Source organism: Dictyobacter kobayashii, assembly GCF_003967555.1.
Lineage (GTDB): Bacteria > Chloroflexota > Ktedonobacteria > Ktedonobacterales > Ktedonobacteraceae > Dictyobacter > Dictyobacter kobayashii.
The window spans coordinates 352,403-371,755 of record NZ_BIFS01000002.1 but is presented as its reverse complement, the minus strand read 5'-3'; the positions used below and the strand labels follow the sequence as shown (position 1 = coordinate 371,755).

Below are 19,353 nucleotides of genomic sequence, written 5' to 3'. Positions count from 1 at the left end.
CTCTTTCACGGCAATGGAGCGGCCATAGCCAGGCCATTGTATCTGTTGTTCGTGGGGTTTGAGCATAGTGAGGTAACAGGTATGTGTAGAAACATCAAGCCGCTCTTCAACTTTGAGCCGGCTGTGACTGAGGAAGAGATTCAGCTGGCGGCATTACAATTTGTGCGTAAAGTGAGCGGTTTTCAAAAGCCATCGAAGGCCAATGAAGCTGCCTTCCAGGTGGCCGTTGAAGCGATAACCGAGGCTTCAAGGACGCTGCTCAATTCTCTTGAGACGAACGCCCCGGCGAGGAGCAGGAGCGCAGAAGAAGCTACCAGACGCGCACGTAATGCTCAGCGGTTTGGTAGATAATACGCGTGGGCGTGATTGTCTGTTTCCTCCATAATAATTCCTCAATATTTTGCTCATGGAATGTAATAGCGATATTTTTACTATATTCAATAAATCTACAAAATTGAGAAGCATTTGTGAAGAAATGGCCACCTATTGTAACGAGATTGAGAGCAAGACCTGACATGCTTCTCTTTTAGGAGACGGAAAATAAAAGAAAGGCAAGCAGATGAAAGTTTTTGTGATGAAATCTCTTGGTCAGGTAGGTTTCATGGAGAAACCTAGTAGTCGTAGGCGCGATCACACCTGATTGGGGTGATCCGGCCCCACAAGCTAGCCATTCATCGCAGTCATCTGGCCCGCTAGGTGGCTGGAAATTCTCTAATACGAAGGATGGAGTATTTGCCGAATACTTTCACGTGAATGAAGCCGATGCAAATATGGTTCACATTCCCGCCAGCGTACCTGATGAGATGGCCGTTTATTGCGCGGATATGCTCTCCACCGGGTTTATGGGCGCGGAAAACGGTGATGTTCCAATGGGGGGCACGGTGGCCATTTTTGCCCCGGGGCCAGTAGGACTGATGGCAACCGTAGGTGCCGGCTTTCCCATTTGTGACATGATGTCTCGTTCATATTGATGCCAGCACCTTTCATGAACGTGACATCTTCTATACTGAGGGTATGAGGAATGGCGCAGGTGCTGATCAGATTCCTCTGGCGATGAATGTGTAACTTTCTAGCTTGTAACGTAATAGCGACCCAACTGCGGCGCGGCAATTTGGCTAAAATGCCCTCTCTTGGTGTATTAAGGAAGAGATCATGGATGATGTTATTTTCTTCATCGGTCCATGTCTTGTGTGCACCACCAGATCGGAAGATGTAGAGGCGTTCGATTCCCCAGTGTGGATCAAGCCATTCGACCTCAATGCGTAACCAGTGACCAGTCATTTCATCCAGGTATACCTGCTTGATAAGGGCATCTGCGAGTGCTTGTTTATGTATAAAAGGGATGCGCTCCCATTGCTGACCGATCCGATTGATCAATGAATAATACTCCATCAGTTTTTGGGCATGAGAATTGGTCTGTATCGTTGCCTGTTGGATTTCGAGTTCCTCTTTTTGTTTTTCTAACAGGGTATATTTTGCGACAAATTTTTCACGGAGTTTCTTTGGTAATGTATCTTTGGGTAAAGAGAGCGTAGTAAGTATCCCATCCATTTGTTTGTCGATCTCAGCTACCTGTTGTTTGATGTTCTTTCCGATCTGGTCGCGTTCCTTCTGTAATTCTGCTGCATAGTCTTGATAGCGCTCAAATTGTTTGGTTCGTTTCATGTGTTCAACCAGACGTCTTGCAACGAGATCGTCGATTTCTTGACATGGAGTGGCGGCATGATATTTCAATATAAGGCGTTGGTTTCGTTCCTCAATGACGTAAATAGGTTTGTGGGTAAGTCCTGAAGTGGATACGTAGACGCGACCACCTTCTTGTGATCCAATGACATTTTTGAGGAGTGCAGGGATGGGTTCCTTTCTACTATATCGAATGTAGCCTTTTTTCTTCTCGTTGCGTTCGCCAGTAATAGTGTAGGGGGAGAGACGGCTAAAAGCGTACCAAAACAAATCCTCTTCCACAATGGCCTGATGGTTATTTTTACTCACGATTTCACCTAAATGTATCCAATATCCGATGTAGGCAACATTTGTTAAGAGACCCATTAAGCCTGGCCGTGATATATGGTAGCCTCCCGCTGTTTGCTTGAGGTGGTAAAGTGCAATATACTTACTTATATCAACATCAGGCTCAAAGTCAGGGAAGACGAAGGGTTGTTGTTGGAGTTCTCGACAAAGGGGGCGTATTTTCCCCCCCAATTCCCAATACCGTTGAAAGAGCCAACGAACGATGTGTGCATGTGGCTCATAAGGAATAAACTTGCGATAGGTGGGATTAGGCGCTACTTTGCCATCAACAATCATTGATGTTTCTCTATCTATAATGAAGCCAATGGGAATGGACCGTCCTGCGAACCTACCACTTTCACTGATGCGATTTTTTGCTCCGTGTAAGCGATTAATGACATAATCTCGTAGATAGTCTGCTGCTTCTTCGCATCTCCAGCGAAATTGTTTGACATGGAAAGGATTAGTGAAATCATAGGTCATATGAGGCGTAACGACAAGGACGCTGTGACGTTTGCAAACATCAATGAAGATGTTATATTGAATACCTGTTTCATCTCTGAAGAGACGATCTTCTAAGAACACAAGAACGGTTTTAAATTCTCCTTTCTCAATTCTTTCAATGAGAGAACGTAGTCCGGTACGCTGGTCGATACGAAGTTTTCCTGACTTTGCTAAATCCTGTGTAAAGAGAATAATGTGATCTTCATCCCAGCCGAGATGCTTGGCCATATCTACTAAATCATCCGTTTGCATCTCGGTTGACTGGCGATAGTTTTTTACCTGAGCTAATGTGCTTTGCCTCGCATAGATACCAAGTCCTGCTTCAGTACGGTACTCTATACGTGCCCAGGCTGTGTTTTGATGATGGTTATTGCCTTTTTGCTGAAATGTTCTCATGGTCTTCCTCCTCAAAATACATTGCAATACGAATGAGTATGCGGCAAACTCGTTCATGATCAAGATGTGATAGGCTCATGAGCGTCGCATCTGGTATCTGGCGATCAGGTTTCACAGCATCGCAGATGTTTGTTGCAACGAGCCGGTAATTGAGTGCCGCCGTAAAGGCTTGATGAAGGATATGATGGAGATGGTTAACCATCTGAACAGAATATCCTTCTGCGTATTTTTGTTGATAATACTGTTGCAGCTGTTGGGGAAGAAAGCTTTGTAGCGTAATTTCCCCTAAATCAGGAATAATGTACTGATCAATAAGTTCATGATAATGCTGATAATGATCTGGTTGTAATATGGGTTGTGCTATCCTTTGTAACCAGTCTGTAAGAAAATCTTGCAGTTTAGGATCAGGCAAGTGTACAAGTTGGCCCTGGTTCTTGATTTGAGAATCCTTTTCTGCACTGCCATAAACCAACTCAGATCTATCATAGTGATCTGGTGTTAATATTTTGTATTCAGTTGTAACATCCCCTTTGTGATATCCTTGCTTATCTTGGCTCGTTGTGCTTTTTCTATTCTGCACCATATCGTAATGTCCTCATGTTGTCTAGACGAAAGTAGGAATAAAGTGGCATATTTATACGCAATACATATACTTGGCAATCAAGAGATTTTTTATGGTTCCTATTCATGAGAGCTCTCTTTTGTCAAGGCCGGTGTAATCACGAGCCGATTGAGAATTGGCCGCCCTAGTGAAACGAACTCCAAAGAACAACATTCCATGAGCGCCGGCGAACAAATGCCGACCAAACTGCGCCAGAATCAAGTGATCCCAACGCCGGCGCACAAACGCCGCTTACCGAACGCCGGTAGATTTGCCGCCGGTGGCGCTGAGAGCCACTTCCGGTGAGGCTGAGAGGCTCGTACGCTCGGTCTGACGCTCCTTCATGCGATAACTGCGCCCATTAATGGGGATAACCTCAGCATGGTGAAGCAGCCTGTCGAGCAGTGCTGTGGCAAGCACTTCATCCCCCAGGAGAGCGCCCCATTGAGCAAAGCTCGTGTTGGAGGTCAGGATGATCGAGCCATGCTCATAGCGTGCCGTCACCAACTCAAAGAAGTGGTGCGCCTGCTCCTGTGACAGCTTGGTGTAGCCGACTTCGTCGATGACCAGCAGACTGGGCGCGATATAGCGCCGCAGACGCTGCCGCATGAGGCCAGGATGCGATGCACTTTCCAGGGCCTGTGCGAGCTCAGCCAGGGTCGTAAACAACACGGAATGCCCTGCTGCGAGCGCTCGATCCGCCAACGCCAAGCTCAAGTGTGTTTTGCCTGTCCCCGGAGGGCCGAGGAAGACTACATTGGTACAGGTTCGCACAAACGAGAGATCCGCCAGTTCCCGCAGTCGCCGTTCGGAAAGGGTCGGCTGAAAGGAGAAATCGAACCCATCCAAGGTCTTTTTTCCAGGAATGCGCGCCGCTTTGAGCCGCCGAGCGATGGCCTTCTGCTCACGTCCATCTAACTCCGCAGCCAGAGCTCGTTCCAGCAACATCTCATAGGTCCACTGCTCGTGCCGGGCCGCATTTAGGACGTGTGGCAGTGCTGCTTCCAAGTGCGTTAAGTTCAGTTGTTTGTATACTCCTTTCTTCATGCGACCACCTCCTGCATGGTCACGACTCCACAATACTGATCATACTCCTGGAGGGACGGCTTTCGACGTCCGGGGCAGGCTGCAAATGGCCTAAGGGCGTGGGCGCACGGCGGGTAGCTGAGACGGAGGCGACGGTCTTCCACTGGTCCGCGTGCGGCACGCTCTCTTGCGAGCGCGGTCGCTTCTCGATAGCAAACACCTGAGTGCCAGCCGACCAGACGGTGAGCAAGCCCTTGCGCTCACGTACCTGGACCTGTTTGCCTGCCAGTTGCAGCGTCCCTGGCAGCCCATACAGCACGCCATCGTAGGAGACGTAGCCATCCCAGGTGACTTTGCGCTCTTCGGTGGCGAAGCGTTCCCAAGCAAAGTCTTGGGGCAAGGGCAGCAGCTTCTCTTCGGCAAGGCGATCCACGGGCCGTGCATGGGTCGTGCGATGCACACGGGAGTTGATACGCTCGCACCACGCATGCGCCTGGCGATTGAGATCATCCAGATCGGTAAAGGTGACCCCACCCCATAAACTCTTCTTGACATGGCTGACTGTACGCTCGACTTTGCCCTTCGTTTGTGGTGTGTACGGCTTGCAGACGCGTGCGCCAACTCCAATGGAAACCATGAAATCGGCAAAGCGGGGATTCCACCGCGGCTTGTTCTCCTCCATTTCTAAGAGGACGCTCTTCATGCGATCCGTCAGCGCAACCTTCGTTAAGCCACCAAAGTACTCAAATGCCTCCATTAAGCAGCGGATGAGCGTGGGTGTGTCGCAACGCTTCACAAAGGTCACAAAGCGCATGCGTGAATAGCCAAGGATAGCCGTAAATCCATAAAATTTACGCATCTGACCCTCATGCTCGTATACAAACTCGCCCCAATCGAATTGAACCTGCTCTCCTGGATTGGTTTCGTATCGTTGTACGGGCGCGTGGCCAGCCACTGCAGCCCGCAGCGGCTGCACGTATTCCTTGAGGATACTGATCCTGCCGGTGTAGCCCATCTTCTGTAACCGCTCGAAGATCACCTCGCAATTGGTGCAATGGTCTTCCATGACCCACTTCTTGATCTGTTCTTTAAATGGATCAAGCTTGGAGGGACGCACCGGACGCGGTTTCGGGATCACCGCCTCGGGATGTTTCAAGTATTTGCGTACCGTTGTGCGTGAGATCTCCAACTCCTGAGCAATTTCCTGTACATTCTTCCCCTGTGTGTAAAGATCGTGTATTGTTAGCACTGTCTGACTCCTAAGCATGGTCGGTCTCCTGAGAATATTGTTGTGTTTATATCCTCAGTCTACCGCCTTCTTGGGGTCGGTCAATTCTTCACCGGCTCGAGTATACACCGTCCTTAATACTTTCTCTCCATTCATTAAGGAGCAGTAATTTGCGGGTAGATATTAGGAGGAAGCGAGAGTGTTTGTGCTGCTTCTTGAGCCTGTTGCAAGGAGGCAAAACCATCGAGGTCTTGCTGAGGGATAAACACAAAGTAGGCATAGTGATCCTGGACAGGTAATCGAAAAATTTCATGAGGAGTAATGCAACTGTCGCAGGGAAGGGGGTGTTCTACAGGAACCTGTATCATCAGGTGATAGCGTTTGGTGTCAGTATGCTGGACAATAGCACGTCGTGGCTCCTGCTCAATGAGTGTAACGAATCGGAGCCAGTATGTTGCATGCCAATGATTTGGTGTACAGGTATTTCTTGCATCTACTGAGATATATGGATGGTAGAGCACACACGATATCACTTGAGGTGTACTCATATCCTGTATCGGTGGCATTTCTTGAGTATCGCCATATTCTTCTGATAGCCATTCAAGAAGATCAAATTTCTTCAGTGGCTGTTTCACTTGATCATGAATAATCTTTCTCTTCTTTTTCAACGTGTGCCTCCAGATCCACCAACTTCCAACTATTGTTGACCCTGCAATGATGATGTGAAATGTACGATGGTTGTTTGGCTTCCTGTGTAAAGACATAGCTGTTTTTCCTTTCGCTCCTGCTTATGAGTTTTTTCTGTCAGAACAAGAAATTGACTTCTCAGTGTTGTACATGCATGCGTATGGCATTTTTGCGAGGTATAAAGGACTTCAACTTATTCTGTACATAGTCTATATTGCTTAGGGGGAGAGTGATAGGGCAGCTCCAGGGCACAAGAGAGGGAGTATAGGGGCAGCCTAAAAACATGCTTATCTAGACATTGTATTGGAGTTCACTCTGAGTTTCCCTTTGTGGAAAAGTACGTGAGAATTGTGGATAACACTCATCAATTGTGGAGAAATACGCAGGAATTGTAGATAACGTTATCTAGAGATAGATTTCCTTTTGTTTTATCCTTTGAGGAACCAAAGGAGTGAATAGCATCTTCTTTTGTTTTTTGCATAGAGGTTGTGCTTATAAGGAAATGTGCTATTGGAGAAGACACAGCAATATGCAAACACTTCTCTCCAACCTACTTCTCCATACCCTATCACATCCTACCTGTTGTTTAGCTCCATGTATAATGAGAATATCTCACCTGCCCATCTTATAAAGGGTAGAAATCTATCTTCCCTTACACCTACCTCTCCCTACCCCACCTCCGTACTGTCCCTCTCTCGCCGCTATACTCACTCTTGTTGATTGTCCTTTTACTGTATTCCACCAGGAATCTGGAGGCCGGAAGAGGAGGAAGAGAAAGAAACGATGGCACTACGGCAACTCGTTATTGTGCGGCCCTCTCTCCGTGGGAAGCAAGCTCCAACAAGTGTTCAGGTGCGTGTAGATGATCAAGCAGCAATTGGGCCGTGGGTTACTACCCTGGCTGCACGCCTTGGGTATCCTGTGGTCGATACCTTTGGCTCTCCACTTACCTATCGCTTGCGCTCGATATCTGGAGATCAGAGGTTACCTACAACTGGTCGATTTGTGGATGCACATTTCCCCTCTGGTAGCCGTTTCATCCTTGAACCAGAGCATCCGAACACGATGGCGATGCGAGGGCGAGGAAGGGAAAGAAAACGTGCCAACCAGATACCCATTACGGCGACGCGTTTTTCTCGGCGATCTCTGATCAGCGTTCTGGCCGCTTTCAGTTTTTTGGGGTTGGGTTCTGGCGTAACGACTGCATTTGCACAACGTCTCCTCATTCAACCACCAAAGGCGACCACGCCAATCGCTGTGCGTACGTTCTTTAGTCAGCACCAGCAGCAAGTGAGAACACTCACCTGGTCTCCTGACGGGCGTATGGTGGCATCAGGAGGCAACGATGGGATGGCTTTTGTATGGGATGTGGATGGAACTGTTCTTTACAAGCATCAGTTTCCTGCGCATGTGCGTGCTCTTGCCTGGTCGCCTGATGGTGCGCAACTTCTAGCTGCCACTGCCACTACTGTTTCCTTTTTCAATGCGCAAACAGGCGCGCTACTCGCTGAAAACGGAGCACAACATACGGCTTCGATTACCTCTCTCGGATGGGCGCAGGGGACTATCCCACTTGCGCTCTCTGCAGGAACGGACAAAACAGCCATCGTGTGGAGTGCGCAGTCGCATCAACCACTCATGATCTTCCGTGGGCATACCTCAGCTATAGAGACGCTTGCGGTTCTGGCAACGACGGTGGCGACCGCATCTGATGGAGGGGTTGCACGTGTGTGGAGTGCGCTCAGTGGACAGGAAATCCATGGCTACTACTCTCAGAGCCAGCATCCATTGCGAACGGCTGCATTTTCCTTACAAGGGAGGCTAGCTATTGGAGGCGATGATGGAGTGGTCTTTCTGTGGGGTGATGGACGAATTTGTCAGCGCCAGGTGCCAGATGTCTTTGGCATACATTGCCTTGATGGAGCCATCCATCTGCAGGGACACACGCAACCTGTACGGGCTCTCGCCTTTTCCCCTGATGGGACACGGCTTGCAACGAGTGGGGATGATAAACAACTCATCATTTGGTCCATGCAGACATTGAAACCGTTGCTGATACAACGGCAACACGATGTGCCTGTTGCTCTTTCATGGTCACCTTCTGGCCTGCTTCTCGCGGGAGCGCTCGGCCAACACGTCACTCTTTGGCATATTCAGGTGTAGGGGGAAGGAATAGTATGAACAAATTCGATACGTGCCTGTTGAGAAAGGAGGCCTCATCTATCACGTGCCTTTCTCATTATGATGCATTGTTTACCTTGTTATATGGTTGCTAGAAAGGAAACGATCATAATGACTGATTCTACACATACAATACCTGTGCTAGAGATGACTGATACCCATGATGCCCCACACGAAAAGTCACACGATGAGTGGGATGCGGAAGGTTCACAGGAGTATCAACCCATTATCGGCATTCCCATTCCTGTCAAGCAAGGTAATCAAGGGCCGTTGTTCGTGGCGGATGCGCTTGGTGCATGGGCTGTCGAGCGCATGGGGGCGAGGATTTTTCTGATCCCACTGTGGCCTTTTCCAACACACAAGCATATCTACCAATCCCTCTGGTCGCTGATGCAGTCTATGGACGGTTTGTTGCTGCCAGCAGGTATTCAGGGAACAGACTGGTACTCCTCCTGGAAAGAACGCGAGCAGGAGCCAGGGCCTGATAGTTGGCCGATCGCGTGGGAGATTGCGCTTGCACAACTGGCTACGTACATGGGTATGCCTGTTCTCGCCATCGCCGATGGCGCAGAAAAATGGAATAATGCGTTGGGAGGGAAACGAGGAGAAGCGCCAAGAGACCTGGAGCAGGCGGCTACAATCACGCCAGATACCTGGGACCGTCATATGATCCGCGTTCGAGCACAGAGTACGCTTGCGACTGCTCTCCAACCAGCCATTCGTTCGCAGGATGGTGAGCAGAAGCCCTGGGAACTGGCCTTTATGCCGCAGCAGGGCGTAGAGAGATTGGCACCAGGACTCCGACCTTGTGCGCAGTCCGAAGACGGGGCTGTTGTCGCTTTTGAGCGAAGGGATGGAGCCTTTGGTCTAGGTATTATTGGACGACTTGATTGGGGGTTAGATCAGGCGTATGGAACGACCCTTTTTGAGGCCTTTCTCCATGCCTGCCAGTCCTTTGACCGTATCAGACAGCAACAGCATGGCTGGGAATCTGCTCGCGATACGATTTGTGCCACTGTGTATGATCTCGTGACACAGAATCAGCCACTTCTACCTGTATCTCATCAGGCTGCCCCGCGAGATAAACGCCCGCGATCTCATACCCTTTCAACGCCTCTACCAGCGTTGCATGGATCAGGAGGGCATGAACGTGTTCGGCAGAGGTCACATCAACCAACAAAGGAAGAATTGAACAAGATCAGGCGCCAGCGAATGAAAGTAGCTTCGCGGTGACATATGTTTCTCGTTTTTATCGCGGTCTCACTCATTATTACTGGTATGTCCTAAGTAGAAGGAGACGATCAATGTCTACCTATCTGAGCACGTATAGAGATCTCCCTTTGCCATTTCGAGAAAAAAAGAAGCGTAGCGAGACATCTGCTGCACGCCAAGCTTGTGTGCCACAACCAAAACGAGAAGGATGTGAAAGTTCTCCTTCTCGGCCTGCGTTTCAGGTGACCAGATTCATTGCAACACATCCTGTTGTTCTGCTTCTCGGGGTTACACCAGGCATGGTTGCCAGCTTTGTCATTCTGTTTTCAGGTGCACCTGTTTGCCAGCCGCTCCCGCTCCCTGCTTTCCCCTTCCCATCCTCTGTATTTCCCATTGGCCTGGCTGGCGCGGGAGGAGGAGCTGGAATCCTCCTGTGGATCACGTTGAAGTTCATCCTCAAGTATCGACCAAAGAGACGACCTGCTCAAAAGAAGAATACCCTTAAGACAATGGCCTTCTTCGCAACGGGTGAGAGAATTGCACTCCCACCTGAACCTCCATCCCGACAGACCGGTGAACTGCTTTCCTTACAGCGAGATCGATGGATCTCCTCTGAGTGGAATAGCGCGCATCAAAGGCAGACGGAGCATTTAGAGGTGCTCCATGTGCGGCAACGATTACGGACACTGCGATCGTACTACGCAGACGATTTGTCACATGATGATGGCCAGAAAAAGTTCTATCAGATCAAGAAATTGCACGGAAGAATCATCTTTCAAAGAAGAACAGATGCCTTTGTAGGTAAAGGCAACGAAGCGTTATGATATGTGCTCTTGAGCTCAAGAACGAGAAAATGAGGGTATGGCACTTTGGCAGAACCAAGGGAAGCGCCAGACGTTGTGAAACTGCCAGTTCTGTGTAGGCGTGAATGCCTCTCAAGGACTGAAGCGTTTTCTGGTGATAGTGACAGAAGAAGGAAGGCAACGCGGATGATACTAGCTGATTTTTCTCTTTCAAAAAGCACACAATTATTGTGTCAACAGAAGAAGAGGCATCACATTGTTCCAAGAATTGGCCAGATGCTTTTTCAGTATGCAAAAGGCTCTCTACGCTTATGTGGATACGGAGCATTTATCCTCATGAGCTTGTTTTCTGCCTCGTTCTATCCTGTTGCTAAACCGGCGCTTGATCGCGTTGATACTGCTTGGTTTCTTGTTGCTCAAATGGTATGGCTTGTTCCGCCTGCAATCTTTCTCCTCATCTGGTCACGTTGGAGGATCAGTTGGCGATCACTTCTATGGGGATGTGGATTGGGAAGTTGCATGGCTATCGCATTGCTGTTTCTGACGCTGGCAATGGTATACACAAGTATCACGGAAATAGCAATGTTTTCTACTATGAATGGCATTATTGTTATCCTTATCTCATGGTTTCTCTTTCGGCGCCGCATATCTTTTTTGACATGGCTCGCCTGTTTGTGTTCTGTTCTAGGAATTGTCGTATTGTTGTCCGTTTCAGATATGCATTGGATGGGTGATGCTCTTGCCTTTATGGGAGGACTACTTCTCACTGGATATTCTTTTCTCATTGAGAAGTTGTGCCTTCGACCAAAACAACAACATGTGTTCTCACTGTGTGCCGTTTTAGGGATTGAGTGGCTCACGATGGCTGTAGAGGTGTTCATCTATGCACTTATTTTTGGCAATTGGCACTCTGTTCACTTTGTGGTGCCACAGGATGTTGCAACTTTTGTGTACGTTGGCATCGCAACAACTCTTTTGCCAATGGCGACGATGATGGTGATGCGACGGTATGTCAATGGGGTGCTTTTGACCTTTCTTGGTATGCTAGAGCCAGTTGAGGGTGCTTTTTTCGCCTTTTTCTTTGCTCATGAACGTTTCCTTCTCCTTGTGTATGTTGGAGGCGCATTGATGATGGGAAGCCTGGCGTTGCAAGCATTATCTGGCTGGAAGAACACTCCTCACGCGGTGCGAATAGTGCCTTTCTCCCATAAGAAAGTGAATGATACAAGAAAGGACCTTTTGAGACCACATTGGCCTCAAGGGAGGCATGCACGTGCTCTTCTTGCACATCTGTGGTTGGCTCCAGAAGGAGTTGATCTTCGAACGCTCCAATGCTTGACTGGTATCCCTTGTGGATGTGTGCATCGATTTCTGGGAGTCTTGCAAAAGCGGGGATTGGTGATTTCTTATCAGGATAGCCGAGCGATAAAATACTATATGATTCATCCATCGTGGCACGTTTCTTCTCATTTGATGGCAAAATTCATCCCGTAGAAAGTGATGCCTTTTCTTGATGGTTGTATGACTGTAACACAAGCTTTGACTTATATCAGTGGAAAAATAGTATATTTTCTGAAATATATGATGGTATGGGATTATAGATTATTGAGTTTATATTGGAAAACATTCATTTAGAAGAACCGTTGTTCATACGCTGCTTAATCGTTCCGTTTCTGCGGATGCGGCCTCGGCATAAGATCCGACCCAATAAACTGGGTGTGGCCACATATGCACATGAGGCCAGCCAGGCCTGTCATTCTGAGTGAGTTGAGTACAAAGGGGATATCAGTAGTTGATATATACAATCGTGCACCACATTTTGCACAATGATTCTCGGTATCGTAAATATCCTGTGTGCCAGAATGATTGTTCATACCAGTGGCCCTCCATTTTCTCGTTATTATTTTCTCTCCTTAATGAGTAGGTTTGCCCAGATGAGTTTCAACAATTGAAAGAAGGGTTTGGGTCCGAAACGGTTTGACGAGGTAATCTTTTGCTCCAGCGAGACGACCTTTGAGCCTATCAGCTACACCATCGCGCCGGGTAAGCATGATGATTACGGCCTGGCCCATTTGGGGTTTGTTTTTGAGTCGGCGGGCGACTTCGTACCCATCCATTTGTGGAAGTTCTATGTCCAAAATAATCAGGTTGGGGATGCAAGTATCAGATTCTGCAAGCCACCTCATTGCTGCTACGCCGTCAGGAAAGCTCTTTACTTCATATCCTTCACGACCAAGGCAGGTTTCTAGGATTTTTCTGATGGTGGCCGAGTCATCAATGACCATTATCCATGGATTTTGAGCTATAGCTACCTGTTGAGTACTAGTAATGATGGGAGCAGCAGTATGCCATGTTGTGTTTGCCTCAGCCCAATTTACTACGCTAGTCGTGGCAAGGCTAGCAGTATTGTTCAAGTGTATTTTTCTCATCGCGCTTCTCCATTTGCTGAATGTCGTAGGTGTGTGAGAGAAAGAATGGGCTTGGAAATCTTTTCATAGAATGTTCCTTCTGCTTTTTAGCACCCTCGTCTTCTTGCACCATTCTTTAGCGATATCGTGATTATATGGAGCGTGTCCCATTGTGTGATAAGCCAGTAGGTTCATTGAAAGCATCTTGCACTGTTCTGTGCTACTTCTAATAATAGCAATCCGTCCTCTTATGAAACTCCTTCTCCTCGTACAAAATATGTCACTTCGATTCCTACGAAACTCCTTTTTTCTTTTTGTTCACAACTAGTTCTTGAGTGGAGGAGTTTTTGGCTCGAAGATTTTCTCTCTATTGACAAAGAAGAGGCTCCTTTTGCAGATTTTTCATAACAACATGTGTTTATTCACAAAAGGAGCCTGTGCTATGATATCTGCATTTCACATCTTTAACCAGCTTGCCGTTGCAACTCTCCTCGGTCATGTTCTTCTCCTACAGGGCTACATCACGTTTTTTTGCTTCTCTCAATTGGTTTGCTGTCGAGTAGTGGCAAGCTCAACGCCATGCGCGTGGCACTGATGGGATGTCCATCCGTGCCACGCGCATGGCGTTTCTGGTGCGCCTCCTTGAAGGGACTTCTATAAATGAATTAGGTTCGATCTTTTTGGTTTGACAACGTTATGCGCTGGGAAAAGCACTATGGATGCGATGCATCAATTCAAGCTCAAAATTCTGGCGATTTTATGCATTGGAAGCGATGACATTATGTTCATTCTCTAGAGAGATGGATCGGTTGCGATAGCTGGAAGAGTGTTGGTATCTAGCTCATACGTGTCGACAAGCCAACCGGTGCCACCCATTGGGGCGTTGGCGCCCTGCGTCTGTGGAGAGATTCGTACTAATACCACTGCCATGTGATTCAGAATCGGCTGACCCGTTGCCGGATCGACTTGAATACGTTCTACGCGCTTCCCGCTGGCAGGATCGATCTTTGATTGAAGCAGCTCGAATGCAACGTTTATCCAGGCAAACTTGTGCTGCTGCCCCTGGACCTCTACGATTTGGAATTGGACGAGGGATGGCTGTGCATTCACAACCTGCTGAATGATTTTTCCCGCATGTACCTTGTCATAGAGCGCATTATTAATCATACGCACATCATTGTGAATGAAGCGGACCTGACCACCAGGGGTGAGCAGGAACATTGCTCCAGTGAGTGTTCCACTATGGTTTGTTGGAGTCCCAATGTTGCGGTAGTCATAGCTCATCTCCCTATCTGTAAAGGTACTACCTGTTCGTATCGCTTCAAAGGCATCCCCTAATGTGAGACCGGCTTGCGTCCATCCAATCTGGTCCAGCAGTTGTGTGGAAGGAATATTTCCTGCAGGCGAACTATCTGATCCTTGCATTCCTTGCCCTTGACGAGTGGGCGCCGTTGTTGCTTGTGGAGATGATTGAGTGGCCGGTGTCTGTGTTTTTGCGGGCGGCCCTTGTGTAGGCTTGGATGTCGTTACATGAGATGTTCCTATCGTCCCAGGTGTGTGTGTGCTATGAATTTGTGTTGTATTTGGCGAAGTTGCTGACTGAGCAAAAACGATCAAGCTTGCGCCAACAATAGTAATGAGCACAACGCTCCCAATAAGAAGAAATTTGAGTAGTTGAAACGATCCCCAACGTTTTGTTCCTGTTAAAGTGGCTATTGGTGGTGGAGTTCCTATCGGCCCCTGGCCTTGAGCATTCATAGTGGCTATCGTTGGCATGGCAGCAGAATTCTGAAACGGTAAGACGAAAGGGGAGCTCTGATCCATCTGGTCTTCTTGCTCATCAATAAGAGGAATATGGAGATCAAGATCATCTTCCTGGGTATAAAACAATGATTGATTATTTTCTGGTTGTACCGACTTCCCTCCATGAAGAGGAGGTTGGGAACCCGACATCGATGGTACTTGAGGCGTGAAGACTGTCTGATCCTGCGACTCTTCTGATGGTTTGTTTTGCATTGCATGACCTTCCTTTTGCATGAAGTATCTCAATTAAGATTTTCAATAGACCTATGGCTCTACAAGGTGATAAAGCTATATTCGCGATCTTTCTCGCTCGACAATAAGTTTAATCAGCTCATGGGAGGAGTGGAAGGGCAGGCGAAGCGTAGAGGAGAGGCAGCGTGGAGTAGGATGGGGAGAAGTAGGTTCGTTATCGTTCCCTACCAGCCTGGTCATCATTGCATGTGATACAACTGGGCAAGTGATTACCCGCTTGGTCTGTACCCGTTCTTGTGAGATGATTAGTAGCATGAAATCAGCATGCAGTGACCTTCAATTCAAGTTAGGTGCCGTGCACGCGGAGGTGCATAGGCAAGAGGCTTCGGGATCAAACCATCCTGGCAAACCGCTCATTGCAATGAGCTGATGCCATATCTAGATGAACTACCTGCTATATATATTAACTGGAATTAAAGTATTTATGGAGAAGATGGAATCCCACTTGGTTTGATCAAGCTAAGCGCAAAATTTTGCCCTAGGAAGCCTACTAAGAAGCCCAGAAATAACCTCCCCAGAAGAGAGATTGAAGGAAGGGGCTTGTGTATGTGCAACGATAGGGCAGTTGCCTTCTACCTTATTGCTGTGTCAGCTTGGTTAGCTCTGTTTCTACATAGGTAAAATCGTTTTGAGACATTCGCGTTAACATTGTCCAATGATGTTTTATGGCTTCTTCTTTACTACCCAGACTAGACTGGTGTATTTCCCAGGTGTGTTCAATATTGCCATATACTCCTCGTTGTATTATCACGCCGCTATTATCCAAAGCAAATTGAAAAGTATAAATACCTATCCTTTCTTTGTTTGGCTGTTCATTTTTTAGCGCATGGGATCTATAGGTATCAAAGATTTGTATTGTTGGCCAGGTATCATATCCACTCACAGGTGCCTCCTATTTGTCAGATATTATCTGTTGCTCTGCTGGTACTGTAGTGATTGGTATGTCAATGTGAAGTATCTTCCTCGAATCCTCTGGCTTTATTTTTTTATTCATGTCCCGCTCACTCATTAGGGTTTTTGACCAAAAACTGAGTAAAATTCGTAGGTCGTATGATGGTGTTCCCATTCCTCTGGTAAGAGTGCAACGACCTGGTCAAAAAGCTCTGGTTTTATCCCTAATTTATCGACATACACGCCTTTAAAGGATTTGAATACTTCAAAAATATCGATACCTAAAAGATCTCCAGGTCGGCCAGCCCATGCCCCTAGAGGTACCTGGATTTTTTCCATGTGGACATTGATTAAACCATGATTGGTAAGAAGAGCATCGATGGTTGGCATGATCGAAAGGTCAAAGCCATGTGTCGTCATCCCTTCATCCCACCACGCTTGTAATTGCTTTGTGGCTGGACCTGTGTTGTGGTAGACATTGCCCGTTTCTAACAACTCGATCCATCCATCTGATTGGGTCACACGAATCAATTCTTGCAGAATGGCTGGCCATTGATAAGTTGGAATTCCCCCAACGAGGAGCCGTTGGTGCACGTAATAAAAGCTACTATCAACGTAAGGCAAACCTTTGAGAATATCGCTTTTGCTAAAATGGCATTGCGGTGGAAATTGAATATGTGGTGCAGGAGTATCAGTATCGATGCCGTAGATATGTGCCTGTGGAAACTCTTGTGCCATTTCGGCTATCCATCTTCCGGTTCCGCTTCCAACATCCAGGATACTGTGTGTCCTGGTTGGATCGATAGGTGCTTTGTAGTTGCCCCCTAGGAGTAACTTGAGCCCGAAGTGCTGAAAATCGAGACGGTGAGTTTCCTGGGTATCTTTAGGTAAGAGATATGGAACGTCTCTTCGATGTATCCGACCTTCAATCGTGACAACCGGACTCCGAGGTACGAGCTGTGTTGATCGTGTTTTGCGTTTCCTATGAAAAAGATGGAGGAGAATCCCCATTGTTTACATCCTACCTTTCATCATCAAAATGGCTCATGTACAGACTTTATAGAAAATAAATGTTCTGCAGCTGTATTTACATGAGGTCTGATTTTAATCTGTTTTTCATGAATAACCCTATCAAATTTTTCATACCTGTTGGTTGTTGTAAATTTTTTGTCTTATCGGGACTCTGGTCCAACGCTTCCGCGACTATTGTGATGCTTGTGTCGCCAATAACCTCTCGCAAATCTGTATGCAGCTGACCGATACGCGCAGTTTTTGCAATCAAAAATTGATATTGGAAGACGCCTTAAGCCAGCCTACTGGGGCCGTTCTGACTAGTTGCGGTTATATGCTACTTCTAATAGTAGCAAGTTGCTCTCCTGTGAAACTCCTGCAGCGTGCACAAAATATGCCATTTTGACTCCTACGAACCTCTTTTTTTCATAAGTTTCTTCTGTGGTTGAGCGACAAAGTAAACACAGTAGATGTTGGACACGAGTTAACGTAGTAGAAGCATATTTTTATCACTTTTTCTATTGAATTATGGAGAAGGAATTATATCTGCATAAGAAAAAGCATGATAGGAGTGTAATCTGCTAAAGTCGCTAGTGTTGACTGCAGTGCAGGTTATTAACGAGTATGAATGCGGATGCAAAGACCAATATGATCGGAAAGGTACTGATATTCACCGCTAGATAGAGAGAATCTTTCCTGAAAAAGTAGTTCTTTGTGGCCAATATGTAACGGACTTTGTGAAAAAGCAAAGATATAATCAATACGGTGTGGAATTTGACCAGGAAAGAGAAACTCTTTATGATAGGTCGGACTTTCATCATATTCAAAAAGATCCGTAGCCTGGGAAATAGCGATGAATTTTTGATAAAGATCGCTACATTTGGGAATGTTAAAATCACCAGAAACTATAATAAGTTGCCCACTTTCTTTTTGAGTAAAGAGGTTCAGAAGATCCGTGAGAGCGGCGATATCATGTTCATGTGCGCTATAGTATCTACTACTTGCTGACCAATCGGCGTCACCATTGGCTACTAAATGAACATTACAGATGGTCAACAAATTTTCAGTGTATGTAGATACGAGCACTCCTTTTTTTTTCAAGGATCTTTTTAGTTGATTGATCCACTTTTTTTTTCTCGGTTCAGCTACTGGAGGAAAGTTAACAAATTCAACTGCCGTAAGAGGAAATCGTGAGAAGGTGACTAAACCAGCTTTTGGGCCGAATATTCCATGCTTATAGGCAGCATAAGGATAGGAACAAAGCGATTTTTTGAACACACGAAGCGAATCATAGGACCATACTTCTTGGAGATTGATCATATCAGGCGAAAGTTGCTCCAAGCTCTGACCGATGAGGCTATGTTTCTCCCTTACTAATAATGATGGAAAAACCACACCATGTGTATTGAAACTTGCAAGTGAGAACGTAAAATTATTTGTATCTGTCATTCCTTGCCTCTAAGACTTTTTGCTTTCTCTAAAGTGTATCATAAGACAATAAAATAGGATATCACAGGTGTTTAACTTTTTAATAATGCAAGAGAAGCAAGCAATCGAGAGTCATGATCCATATCTCTCGATTGCCTGTGAAAGTGACCTACAGATAAGTTTTTTCGAGCATCACTATGTACTGTTTGAGCTTTAGCTGTAACTCATCACGTGTGAATTTGGAAACAGCCATTACTTCTTGCTCAAACGGTTGCTCAATAAATACATCAGAGGAGATCTTTTGGTTTGAAGTTTGAAGGATGAGTGTTGAGGTCATCAAATCCGGCACATTGATTACTCGATGTGGGATAGTATGTTGGAAACTGTAGGAACAGCCAGCACAGATCATGGCATCGTAAACGCAGATCAGTTTTGTTTTGGCGACAAATTTCATGATAGAGTCGGAGCCAATGCTGTAGTGGTACATTTCGTCCCCGTCTTTATCCTGTATATAGGACTGAAATTGGAAGGCTCCAGTCAAGACGGATGAGCTAAAGTTCCAGGCGTGATTATGGATTGTTTCTACGATTGGGTGCGAATGTTGAGGCCACCAGATGTGTAATCGCAGTTTGTATTCGGGGTGTGAGGATTTAATGAGCACAATGCGATCGAAACCATTGCGATGAGGATATGACATCGAGGCGACGCGGCGGAGCTGTTCTTCGTCTGTTATGAGCGATTTTAGCATCGATAGGATCATTTCGCGTGTGCCAATATACTGTATGAGCGCTTTTGATTCCATGGCAGCTGATGGCTGGGCTAATGCATTACATAAATATGCGTCGACTGTAGCAATAGTTGAAAACATACAACCTCCTTGTGGTGAAAGGACTGATGAATACACAGATCAAT

16 protein-coding genes and 1 pseudogene are annotated in these 19,353 nt (G+C 46.7%); 6 read left to right on the top strand and 11 right to left on the bottom strand.

The annotated features are described in order from the left end of the window. Positions 1 to 81 precede the first annotated feature (81 nt). Together EL645_RS28370 and EL645_RS45895 are read left to right on the top strand one after the other, a co-directional pair. Complete coding sequence (locus EL645_RS28370; RefSeq protein ID WP_126554894.1) at positions 82 to 351, top strand: DUF2277 domain-containing protein; 270 nt, start codon at positions 82 to 84, stop codon at positions 349 to 351. Positions 352 to 614: 263 nt separating this feature from the next. Continuing rightward, positions 615 to 932: pseudogene (locus tag EL645_RS45895) on the top strand (NAD(P)-dependent alcohol dehydrogenase); the annotation flags it as partial. On the opposite strand, the gene EL645_RS28360 reads toward EL645_RS45895, so the two are convergent. The 5 genes from EL645_RS28360 to EL645_RS38930 all read right to left on the bottom strand — a co-directional run bounded on the left by EL645_RS28360 (position 841) and on the right by EL645_RS38930 (position 6,529). Continuing rightward, positions 841 to 2,910 (bottom strand): recombinase family protein, encoded by a 2,070-nt coding sequence (locus EL645_RS28360; protein WP_161977767.1) that lies wholly within the window; start codon positions 2,908 to 2,910, stop codon positions 841 to 843. The pseudogene EL645_RS45895 and the gene EL645_RS28360 sit on opposite strands and share 92 nt — an antisense overlap. Continuing rightward, a complete protein-coding gene (locus tag EL645_RS28355) occupies positions 2,882 to 3,493 on the bottom strand; it encodes a tyrosine-type recombinase/integrase (protein WP_126554890.1) in 612 nt (203 codons plus the stop codon). Before EL645_RS28355 ends, EL645_RS28360 begins: the two co-directional genes overlap by 29 nt. Positions 3,494 to 3,763: 270 nt before the next feature. Continuing rightward, the gene (gene istB / locus EL645_RS28350; protein WP_126548762.1) at positions 3,764 to 4,558 is read right to left on the bottom strand and encodes an IS21-like element helper ATPase IstB; all 795 of its coding nucleotides are present in this window, start codon (positions 4,556 to 4,558) and stop codon (positions 3,764 to 3,766) included. 19 nt (positions 4,559 to 4,577) lie between these two features. Beyond that, positions 4,578 to 5,804, bottom strand: a complete 1,227-nt coding sequence (gene istA / locus EL645_RS28345) for an IS21 family transposase (RefSeq protein ID WP_126554888.1) — start codon at positions 5,802 to 5,804, stop codon at positions 4,578 to 4,580. Between the two features lie 116 nt (positions 5,805 to 5,920). Further along, positions 5,921 to 6,529, bottom strand: coding sequence for a hypothetical protein (locus tag EL645_RS38930; protein WP_136625310.1), 609 nt, complete (start codon positions 6,527 to 6,529; stop codon positions 5,921 to 5,923). Between the two features lie 706 nt (positions 6,530 to 7,235). Here EL645_RS38930 and EL645_RS28335 point away from each other — a divergent pair. The 4 genes from EL645_RS28335 (at position 7,236) to EL645_RS28320 (ending at position 12,142) form a co-directional block, all read left to right on the top strand. Further along, the gene (locus EL645_RS28335; RefSeq protein ID WP_126554884.1) at positions 7,236 to 8,615 is read left to right on the top strand and encodes a WD40 repeat domain-containing protein; all 1,380 of its coding nucleotides are present in this window, start codon (positions 7,236 to 7,238) and stop codon (positions 8,613 to 8,615) included. Between the two features lie 129 nt (positions 8,616 to 8,744). Continuing rightward, entirely contained in the window at positions 8,745 to 9,866 is a 1,122-nt protein-coding gene (locus tag EL645_RS28330; protein ID WP_161977766.1) for a gamma-glutamyl-gamma-aminobutyrate hydrolase family protein, read from the top strand. A gap of 71 nt (positions 9,867 to 9,937) precedes the next feature. Beyond that, positions 9,938 to 10,669 (top strand): hypothetical protein, encoded by a 732-nt coding sequence (locus tag EL645_RS28325; protein ID WP_136625309.1) that lies wholly within the window; start codon positions 9,938 to 9,940, stop codon positions 10,667 to 10,669. A gap of 165 nt (positions 10,670 to 10,834) precedes the next feature. Continuing rightward, positions 10,835 to 12,142: a DMT family transporter gene (locus tag EL645_RS28320; protein WP_126554878.1), complete on the top strand. Its 1,308-nt coding sequence runs from the start codon at positions 10,835 to 10,837 to the stop codon at positions 12,140 to 12,142. Between the two features lie 419 nt (positions 12,143 to 12,561). Here EL645_RS28320 and EL645_RS28315 read toward each other — a convergent pair whose 3' ends face one another. The 6 genes from EL645_RS28315 to EL645_RS28290 form a co-directional block, all read right to left on the bottom strand. Further along, positions 12,562 to 13,077, bottom strand: coding sequence for a response regulator (locus EL645_RS28315; RefSeq protein WP_246035608.1), 516 nt, complete (start codon positions 13,075 to 13,077; stop codon positions 12,562 to 12,564). Positions 13,078 to 13,848: 771 nt separating this feature from the next. Continuing rightward, positions 13,849 to 15,072, bottom strand: coding sequence for a hypothetical protein (locus EL645_RS28310; protein ID WP_126554874.1), 1,224 nt, complete (start codon positions 15,070 to 15,072; stop codon positions 13,849 to 13,851). A 616-nt stretch (positions 15,073 to 15,688) separates the two neighbouring features. Continuing rightward, entirely contained in the window at positions 15,689 to 15,994 is a 306-nt protein-coding gene (locus tag EL645_RS28305) for a hypothetical protein (protein ID WP_126554872.1), read from the bottom strand. 125 nt (positions 15,995 to 16,119) lie between these two features. After that, positions 16,120 to 17,013, bottom strand: coding sequence for a class I SAM-dependent methyltransferase (locus EL645_RS28300; RefSeq protein WP_126554870.1), 894 nt, complete (start codon positions 17,011 to 17,013; stop codon positions 16,120 to 16,122). A gap of 615 nt (positions 17,014 to 17,628) precedes the next feature. Then, entirely contained in the window at positions 17,629 to 18,462 is an 834-nt protein-coding gene (locus EL645_RS28295; RefSeq protein ID WP_126554868.1) for an endonuclease/exonuclease/phosphatase family protein, read from the bottom strand. A 148-nt stretch (positions 18,463 to 18,610) separates the two neighbouring features. Then, positions 18,611 to 19,309: a hypothetical protein gene (locus tag EL645_RS28290; RefSeq protein ID WP_126554866.1), complete on the bottom strand. Its 699-nt coding sequence runs from the start codon at positions 19,307 to 19,309 to the stop codon at positions 18,611 to 18,613. Positions 19,310 to 19,353 lie beyond the last annotated feature (44 nt).

Coding starts and splice junctions, on each gene's coding strand:
- istA (WP_126554888.1), bottom strand. CDS start 5,804: ATGCTTAGGAGTCAGACAGTGCTAACAATACACGATCTTTACACACAG.
- EL645_RS28315 (WP_246035608.1), bottom strand. CDS start 13,077: ATGAGAAAAATACACTTGAACAATACTGCTAGCCTTGCCACGACTAGC.
- EL645_RS28330 (WP_161977766.1), top strand. CDS start 8,745: ATGACTGATTCTACACATACAATACCTGTGCTAGAGATGACTGATACC.
- EL645_RS28320 (WP_126554878.1), top strand. CDS start 10,835: ATGATACTAGCTGATTTTTCTCTTTCAAAAAGCACACAATTATTGTGT.
- EL645_RS28360 (WP_161977767.1), bottom strand. CDS start 2,910: ATGAGAACATTTCAGCAAAAAGGCAATAACCATCATCAAAACACAGCC.
- EL645_RS28310 (WP_126554874.1), bottom strand. CDS start 15,072: ATGCAAAACAAACCATCAGAAGAGTCGCAGGATCAGACAGTCTTCACG.
- istB (WP_126548762.1), bottom strand. CDS start 4,558: ATGAAGAAAGGAGTATACAAACAACTGAACTTAACGCACTTGGAAGCA.
- EL645_RS28295 (WP_126554868.1), bottom strand. CDS start 18,462: ATGACAGATACAAATAATTTTACGTTCTCACTTGCAAGTTTCAATACA.
- EL645_RS28290 (WP_126554866.1), bottom strand. CDS start 19,309: ATGTTTTCAACTATTGCTACAGTCGACGCATATTTATGTAATGCATTA.
- EL645_RS38930 (WP_136625310.1), bottom strand. CDS start 6,529: ATGTCTTTACACAGGAAGCCAAACAACCATCGTACATTTCACATCATC.
- EL645_RS28325 (WP_136625309.1), top strand. CDS start 9,938: ATGTCTACCTATCTGAGCACGTATAGAGATCTCCCTTTGCCATTTCGA.
- EL645_RS28370 (WP_126554894.1), top strand. CDS start 82: ATGTGTAGAAACATCAAGCCGCTCTTCAACTTTGAGCCGGCTGTGACT.
- EL645_RS28335 (WP_126554884.1), top strand. CDS start 7,236: ATGGCACTACGGCAACTCGTTATTGTGCGGCCCTCTCTCCGTGGGAAG.
- EL645_RS28300 (WP_126554870.1), bottom strand. CDS start 17,013: ATGGGGATTCTCCTCCATCTTTTTCATAGGAAACGCAAAACACGATCA.
- EL645_RS28355 (WP_126554890.1), bottom strand. CDS start 3,493: ATGGTGCAGAATAGAAAAAGCACAACGAGCCAAGATAAGCAAGGATAT.